The organism is Streptomyces phytophilus, from assembly GCF_013870535.1.
Classification (GTDB): Bacteria; Actinomycetota; Actinomycetes; order Streptomycetales; family Streptomycetaceae; genus Streptomyces; species Streptomyces phytophilus.
Window position 1 is genome coordinate 1 of the sequence record NZ_JACBXC010000263.1, and the last position, 6,146, is coordinate 6,146.

Genomic DNA, 6,146 nt, shown 5'->3' on the forward strand with positions numbered 1-6,146 from the left:
GGTCCGCCGGGGCGCCGTCAGCGTCCCGGCGGGCCCGCGGCCGGCCGCGGTGGGCTCAGAAGTCCCACTCGGCGTCGTCGAGCACGGCCCGCTTCTCGCTGTCGGCGCCCGCGAACGCGGCGCCCGCCATGCCCGCGGCGAGCGTGGAGCCGTCCGCGGGGTCGATCAGCAGGAACGAGCCGGTGCGCCGGCAGTCGCCGTAGGCGTCCATCGGCAGCGGCTCCGAGGTGCGGAGCACGACGCGGCCGATGTCGTTGACCTCCAGGGCCCCCGGGGCGGGGTGGTGGGAGAGGTCGTCGAGGGTGAGCCGGTCGGGGATCTGCTTGACGATCGCCTTGACGGTGCGGGTGGTGTGCTTCAGCAGCACCCGGGCGCCGGGGGTGAGCGCGGTGTCGTGCAGGTGGCAGACGGTGGCCTGGATGTCCTGCGTGGCGTCGGGGGCCTGGTCGCTCGGCGCGATCATGTCGCCGCGGGAGATGTCGATGTCGTCCGCGAGCCGGATGGTGACCGACTGCGGCGCCCAGGCGGCGTCGACGCTCTCGCCCAGCACGTCGATGGCCGCGACGCTGGAGGTGCGGCCCGAGGGCAGCACGGTGACGGGCTGGCCGACGCGGAAGATGCCGGAGGCGATCTTCCCGGCGTAGCCGCGGTAGTCGCGGTGCTCCGGGGTCTGCGGGCGGATCACGTACTGCACGGGGAAGCGGGTCACGCGGCCGCGCGGGTCGTGGTCGATCTGGACGGTCTCCAGGTGCTCCAGCACCGTGGGGCCCGCGTACCAGTCCATGACGGCGGACGGGGTGACGACGTTGTCGCCCTCCAGTGCCGAGATGGGGATGGTGGTCACGGCGGGCACGCCGAGGGCCTTGGCGTACTTGGTGAACTCGGCGGCGATCGCGGCGAAGACGTCCTCCGCGTAGCCGACGAGGTCCATCTTGTTCACGGCCAGGACCACGTGCGGCACGCGCAGCAGCGCGGCGACCGCGGCGTGCCGGCGGGTCTGCTCGACGACGCCGTGCCGGGCGTCCACGAGGATGACCGCCAGCTCGGCGGTGGAGGCGCCGGTGACCATGTTGCGGGTGTACTGCACGTGGCCGGGGGTGTCGGCGAGGATGAAGCGGCGCCGGGTGGTGGCGAAGTAGCGGTACGCCACGTCGATGGTGATGCCCTGCTCGCGCTCGGCGCGCAGTCCGTCCGTGAGCAGCGCCAGGTCGGGGGCGTCCTGCCCGCGGCTGGCGGAGGCGCGCTCCACGGCCTCCAGCTGGTCGGCGAGGACCGACTTGGAGTCGTGCAGCAGCCGGCCGACGAGCGTCGACTTGCCGTCGTCGACGCTGCCCGCGGTGGCGAAGCGCAGCAGGGAGACCTCGGTGAGCGCGGCCGGCTCCGTGGCGGGGGCGGGTGGGTTCACAGTCATGATCAGAAGTAGCCTTCGCGCTTGCGGTCTTCCATGGCGGCCTCGGACATCTTGTCGTCGGCCCGGGTGGCGCCGCGCTCGGTGAGGCGGGTGGCGGCGATCTCGGCGATGACCTTCTCGATGGTGTCGGCGTCGGAGTCGACGGCGCCGGTGCAGGACATGTCGCCGACGGTGCGGTAGCGCACCGTGCGGGTCTCGACGCGCTCGCCCTGCTTGGCGCCGCCCCACTCTCCGGGGGCGAGCCACATGCCGCTGCGCAGGAAGACCTCGCGGCGGTGCGCGTAGTAGATCTCCGGGAGCACGATCTTCTCGCGGGCGATGTACTGCCAGACGTCCAGCTCGGTGAAGTTGGACAGCGGGAAGACGCGGACGTGCTCGCCGACGGCGTGCTTGCCGTTGTAGAGCTGCCACAGCTCGGGGCGCTGGCGGCGCGGGTCCCACCCGCCGAACTCGTCGCGCAGGGAGAAGATGCGCTCCTTGGCGCGGGCCTTCTCCTCGTCGCGCCGGCCGCCGCCGAAGACCGCGTCGTAGCGGGCCCCCTCGATGGCGCGCAGCAGCGGCACGGTCTGCAGCGGGTTGCGCGTGCCGTCGGCGCGCTCCTTCAGCTCGCCGCGGTCGATGAAGTCCTGGACGGAGGCGACGTGCAGCCGCAGGTTGTGCTGCGCGGCGACGCGGTCGCGGTACTCCAGCACCTCGGGGAAGTTGTGCCCCGTGTCGACGTGCAGCAGCGCGAACGGCGGCGGCGCCGGCGCGAACGCCTTCAGCGCCAGGTGGAGCATCACGATGGAGTCCTTGCCGCCGGAGAAGAGAATCACCGGACGCTCGAACTCCCCCGCGACCTCGCGGAAGATGTGCACCGCCTCGGACTCCAGCACGTCCAGGTGCGGCAACTGGAAGTCCTGGGCGGCGGCCTGCTCGACCTGGCTCATGCGAGACCTCGTTCCACCAGCGCGGCGTGAAGCATCGCCGCGGATTCTTCGACACTCTGCTCGTGTGTGGGGATGCGCAGATCGGGGGCCGCGGGCGGCTCGTACGGGTCGTCCACGCCGGTGAGACCGGAGATCTCGCCGGCCGCCTGCTTGGCGTAGAGGCCCTTCACGTCGCGCTCGGCGCAGACGTCGACGGGCGTGGCCACGTGCACCTCCACATACGTCGTCCCCTCCGTCTGGTGGCGCTTGCGCACCGCCTCGCGGCTGTCCGCGTACGGGGCGATCACCGGCACGAGGACCTTCACGCCGTGCGACGCGAGCAGCTCCGCGACGAAGCCGATGCGCTGCACGTTCGTGTCGCGGTCCCCCCGGGAGAAACCGAGGCCCGCGGTGAGGAATTCCCGGATCTCGTCGCCGTCCAGCACCTCCACCCGGTGGCCGGCGGCCGTCAGCCGCTCGCCGAAGGCGCGCGCCAGCGTCGTCTTGCCGGCGCTGGGCAGGCCGGTGAGCCAGATCGTGGCGCCGCGCGCGTGTACGCCGTCGGCGCCGGGTGCGTTGTCAGGCACTCCCACTCCCGTGAATCTCCTCGAACAGTGCCTCCCACTGCGGATGGACCGCCTCGGGAGTGTAGGAGCGCGACGTCTGCAGTGCCGCCGCTCCCATGTCGGCCCGCAGGCCCTCGTCGTCCATGAGCTGCCCCATGGCCTCGGCCAGCCCGTCCACGTCCTTGCGGGGCACCAGCAGGCCGTCCTTCCCGTGGGTGAGCACGTCGGCGGGGCCCGTCGGACAGTCGAAGCTGACCACGGGGAGTCCGTGGGTCATCGATTCGATCATCACCATGGGCAGCCCCTCGAACCGCGAGCTGAGCACATAAAAGGATGCTCTCGCAAGTTCGTCGTCCAGTTTGTGCGTGTGGCCCATCAGAAAGACGTGGTTGTACAGGTGGTTCTCGTTGATCAGCCGGCGCAGCTCGGCCTTCTTCTCGCCGGTGCCGAAGATCCGCAGCTGCCAGTCGGGGAACTTCTCCACGAGCTGCGCCCACGCCGGGATCAGCATGTCGAAGCCCTTCTGCGGGAAGAGCCTGCCGGCGGCCACGGCGACGTGCTCGGCATAGGTGGTGAGCTTCTTGTCGCCGGTGTGCACGGCGTTGGGGATGCGGACGACGCGGGTGTCGGGCAGCAGCTCCTGGTAGTCCTCGCGGTCGCCGTGGGTGAGGACGGCGACGGCGTCGAAGCGGGGGTACTCGCGCTGGATGGCGGTGCGGATGTCCGACGGGTGCGTGCCCAGGTTCATGTGCTCCTGGGCGATCCTGCGGCAGGAGCGGGGGGTGAACCGGGCGGTGAGGAAGTTCAGCCCGGGGCGGGTGGGGACGATCACGGCGTCGCGCTGCCGCTCCAGCCAGGCGATGACGGTGTCCTCGACGTGGCGGTTGTAGCGGTCGTACGCGAACTCCCCCGGCGGGATGTGCCGGGGCGGCTGCCCCTCCCGCTCGACGCGCTTCTCGGCCGCCCTGGGGCCGGCCGCGGCCAGCTCGGCCTCGCGGGCGCCGGGCCGCTGGTCGACCAGGGTGGTGATGGTGACCTCGGGGTGGAGGGGGAAGTGGGGTTCGTCGCGGGTGCGCTGCATGCTGGCGATCTCGACGTCGTGGCCCGCGGCGGCCATGGAGCCGGCCTGGTTGAACACGGTGCGGATGGTTCCGCCCGTGCCGTATGCGTGCATGAGCAGGTAGCGGATTTTCATGAGGCCGGCAGTACCTCGACGGAGAGGTTGTCCTTGATGGTGTAGTACGGCTTGACCTCGACGTCGGCGCCGTCGACCCGGGCGGGCTGGCCGGGGAAGACCATGATGTTCTTCTTGCCGGTGATCCCGTCCAGGTGGCGGCCGGCGCGCAGCCGGACCTCCGCGTCGCCCTTGCCTGCGGTCAGGTGGATGTCCCACTGGGCCGGGGCGGTCAGCCCCGCGGGCGCCAGGTCGGTGACGGGCACCGTGACGTCGAATCCGCCGTCGGCCAGCTCCGCCGGGTAGCGCAGCTGCTGGTCCTCGTGGTCGCGCCGGACGAGGAGCATCTCCCAGGGGCCGTCGTCCCCGCCGTCGACGCCGTGCAGGCTGCCGGTCAGGCGTACGGCGCCGTCGCGGGGCCAGACCTCGGCGATCTCGGCGTGCGGCTCGCGGGCGGCGGCCGCGCCGTCCCCGGCCCCGCCTTCGAGGTAGCCCCAGGCGGCGCTGATCTCGCGCAGCGGCTCGGGGATCTCCTCCGCGGCGGGCAGCGCGCGGCCTGCCTGCACCTGGCCGCTGCGGATCTTGTCCTTCCAGTCGCCGAGACCCTTCTTGTAGCTGGTCTGGGTCTGGGAGCCGTAGTCGAGCATGCCGGGCTCGAAGTCGATCTCCAGGTAGGAGCAGATGCCCTTCATGGCGGACTCGGGGTCGTCGGTCAGCTCCTCGTAGCGCACGACGTGCCCGGGCAGGGCCTGGCGGGCGCGCTCGGTGGCGCGCATGTAGCGCAGCGCGTCGAGGGCGGCCTCCTCCTCGGTGCGCTTCTCCGGGTCGGCCTCGTACCAGGAGCGGGCGATGGAGGCGGGGTGGCGGAGCAGGAAGATGAACCGGGCGTCCGGCCAGCAGGCGGCGATGCGCTTGTACGCGAAGGTGTTGCTGGGCGTCTTCTCCACCAGGAAGTCCTTGCCGGAGCGGACCAGCTCGCGGTGGAGCACGCGGTCCCAGATCAGGTGCTCCAGGTCGCCGCGCTCCAGACCCAGCTCCTCCATGGCGCGCTCGGCGAGCTTGGTGCTGGTGGTGACCTCCAGCCGGCGGAAGTGCAGCTCGTGCGCGGAGTGCAGGCGCGAGTGCGCGTTGAGGAGCAGGCGCAGCAGGGTGGAGCCGGAGCGTACCGGCGACATGATGAACACGGGCCGCCTGAGCAGCCGGTCGACTTCGGGATCCTCCGGGGGGCGGTACGCGACCTGCGCGGCCGGCTTCGGCTCCGCGGGCTCCGCGGCCCGGGCGGGTTTCGGGGCAGGCGCTTGTGGCAGCCCGGCCTTGCGGATCTCGAAACCCGTGGTTGCGCCGAGCTTGTGATTGAGCTTCCGGAGGAGGTTCATGCGCCCCGAGGCTAGAAGGCGTTTGTGAGACGGGCAACGTACCCGATCGGCATGTTCGTTAAACGTGCAGGTCATAGCTAGTTTGATTGAGGGGGAGTGGCGCTGGTCACAGCGACCTCCGGGGACGTGCGCAGACCTGCGGCATCCGGTCCCGGGCACTGCCTCGCACCGCCCGGACGGGTGAATTCCGCACGGGACGCAGGCGCCGCCGGGGTGAAGGGGTGCTGAGAACCATGAGAGCGGCATGAGAGGGGGTGGCCCCGGGGGCGGCGGTTCTGAGCGTATCGGGTGAGCGATTCTCATGGGCTTCTCATCCCCGGGCCCGCGGGGGTGTCCCGCGGCGGGACACGCGGGCGGGCGGCGGGAGTTCGGGGCGGGGCGGGGCGCGGTCGATCGTGGTGCCCGTGCCGGACGGACCGGCACGGAAGGGATTTTTCACCATGAGCATCACCATGAAGCGCGCCGCGGTCACCGCGGTCGCCGCGCTGTCGGTCCTGCTGGGTACCGCGGGGGCGGCGAGCGCCGCCGAGGGGCACGCCGCGCCGCACCGTCCGTGCGCGACGCAGGGCAAGCACGTCACGCACGGGCCCGGCGGCTCCGCCGACGGGGCCGGCAAGCGGGTGCACGTGAAGGACGCGCCCCGCGGGCACTGCAAGAAGGCCAAGCGGACGGACGCCCGCGGGGACCGCAAGCCGGTGAAGAAGGTCGTCG

Annotated in this window: 6 protein-coding genes; 1 reads left to right on the plus strand and 5 read right to left on the minus strand. The window is 71.7% G+C overall.

What is annotated here, in order from left to right; all coding sequences use genetic code 11:
• Nucleotides 1–55: 55 nt before the first annotated feature.
• Genes H5J30_RS14220 through H5J30_RS14240 form a run of 5 tightly spaced genes read right to left on the minus strand, consistent with a single transcriptional unit; the run spans nucleotide 56 to nucleotide 5,435 of the window.
• Nucleotides 56–1,411, minus strand: a complete 1,356-nt coding sequence (locus H5J30_RS14220; protein ID WP_181787802.1) for a sulfate adenylyltransferase subunit 1 — start codon at nucleotides 1,409–1,411, stop codon at nucleotides 56–58.
• A gap of 2 nt (nucleotides 1,412–1,413) precedes the next feature.
• Nucleotides 1,414–2,340 carry a sulfate adenylyltransferase subunit CysD gene (gene cysD / locus H5J30_RS14225; protein ID WP_181787803.1) on the minus strand — a complete coding sequence of 309 codons (927 nt, stop codon included), beginning with the start codon at nucleotides 2,338–2,340 and terminating at the stop codon, nucleotides 1,414–1,416.
• The gene (gene cysC / locus H5J30_RS14230) at nucleotides 2,337–2,906 is read right to left on the minus strand and encodes an adenylyl-sulfate kinase (RefSeq protein ID WP_181787804.1); all 570 of its coding nucleotides are present in this window, start codon (nucleotides 2,904–2,906) and stop codon (nucleotides 2,337–2,339) included. Before cysC ends, cysD begins: the two co-directional genes overlap by 4 nt.
• Complete coding sequence (locus H5J30_RS14235) at nucleotides 2,899–4,080, minus strand: glycosyltransferase family 4 protein (protein WP_181787805.1); 1,182 nt, start codon at nucleotides 4,078–4,080, stop codon at nucleotides 2,899–2,901. The genes cysC and H5J30_RS14235 overlap by 8 nt, the downstream gene beginning before the upstream one ends.
• Nucleotides 4,077–5,435 carry a sulfotransferase family protein gene (locus tag H5J30_RS14240; RefSeq protein ID WP_181787806.1) on the minus strand — a complete coding sequence of 453 codons (1,359 nt, stop codon included), beginning with the start codon at nucleotides 5,433–5,435 and terminating at the stop codon, nucleotides 4,077–4,079. Before H5J30_RS14240 ends, H5J30_RS14235 begins: the two co-directional genes overlap by 4 nt.
• Nucleotides 5,436–5,875: 440 nt before the next feature.
• On the opposite strand from H5J30_RS14240, the gene H5J30_RS14245 reads away from it, so the two are divergent.
• A partial coding sequence (locus H5J30_RS14245) for a hypothetical protein (protein WP_181787807.1) occupies nucleotides 5,876–6,146 on the plus strand: 271 nt, incomplete at its 3' end.

Coding starts and splice junctions, on each gene's coding strand:
- H5J30_RS14220 (WP_181787802.1), bottom strand. CDS start 1,411: ATGACTGTGAACCCACCCGCCCCCGCCACGGAGCCGGCCGCGCTCACC.
- cysD (WP_181787803.1), bottom strand. CDS start 2,340: ATGAGCCAGGTCGAGCAGGCCGCCGCCCAGGACTTCCAGTTGCCGCAC.
- H5J30_RS14235 (WP_181787805.1), bottom strand. CDS start 4,080: ATGAAAATCCGCTACCTGCTCATGCACGCATACGGCACGGGCGGAACC.
- H5J30_RS14240 (WP_181787806.1), bottom strand. CDS start 5,435: ATGAACCTCCTCCGGAAGCTCAATCACAAGCTCGGCGCAACCACGGGT.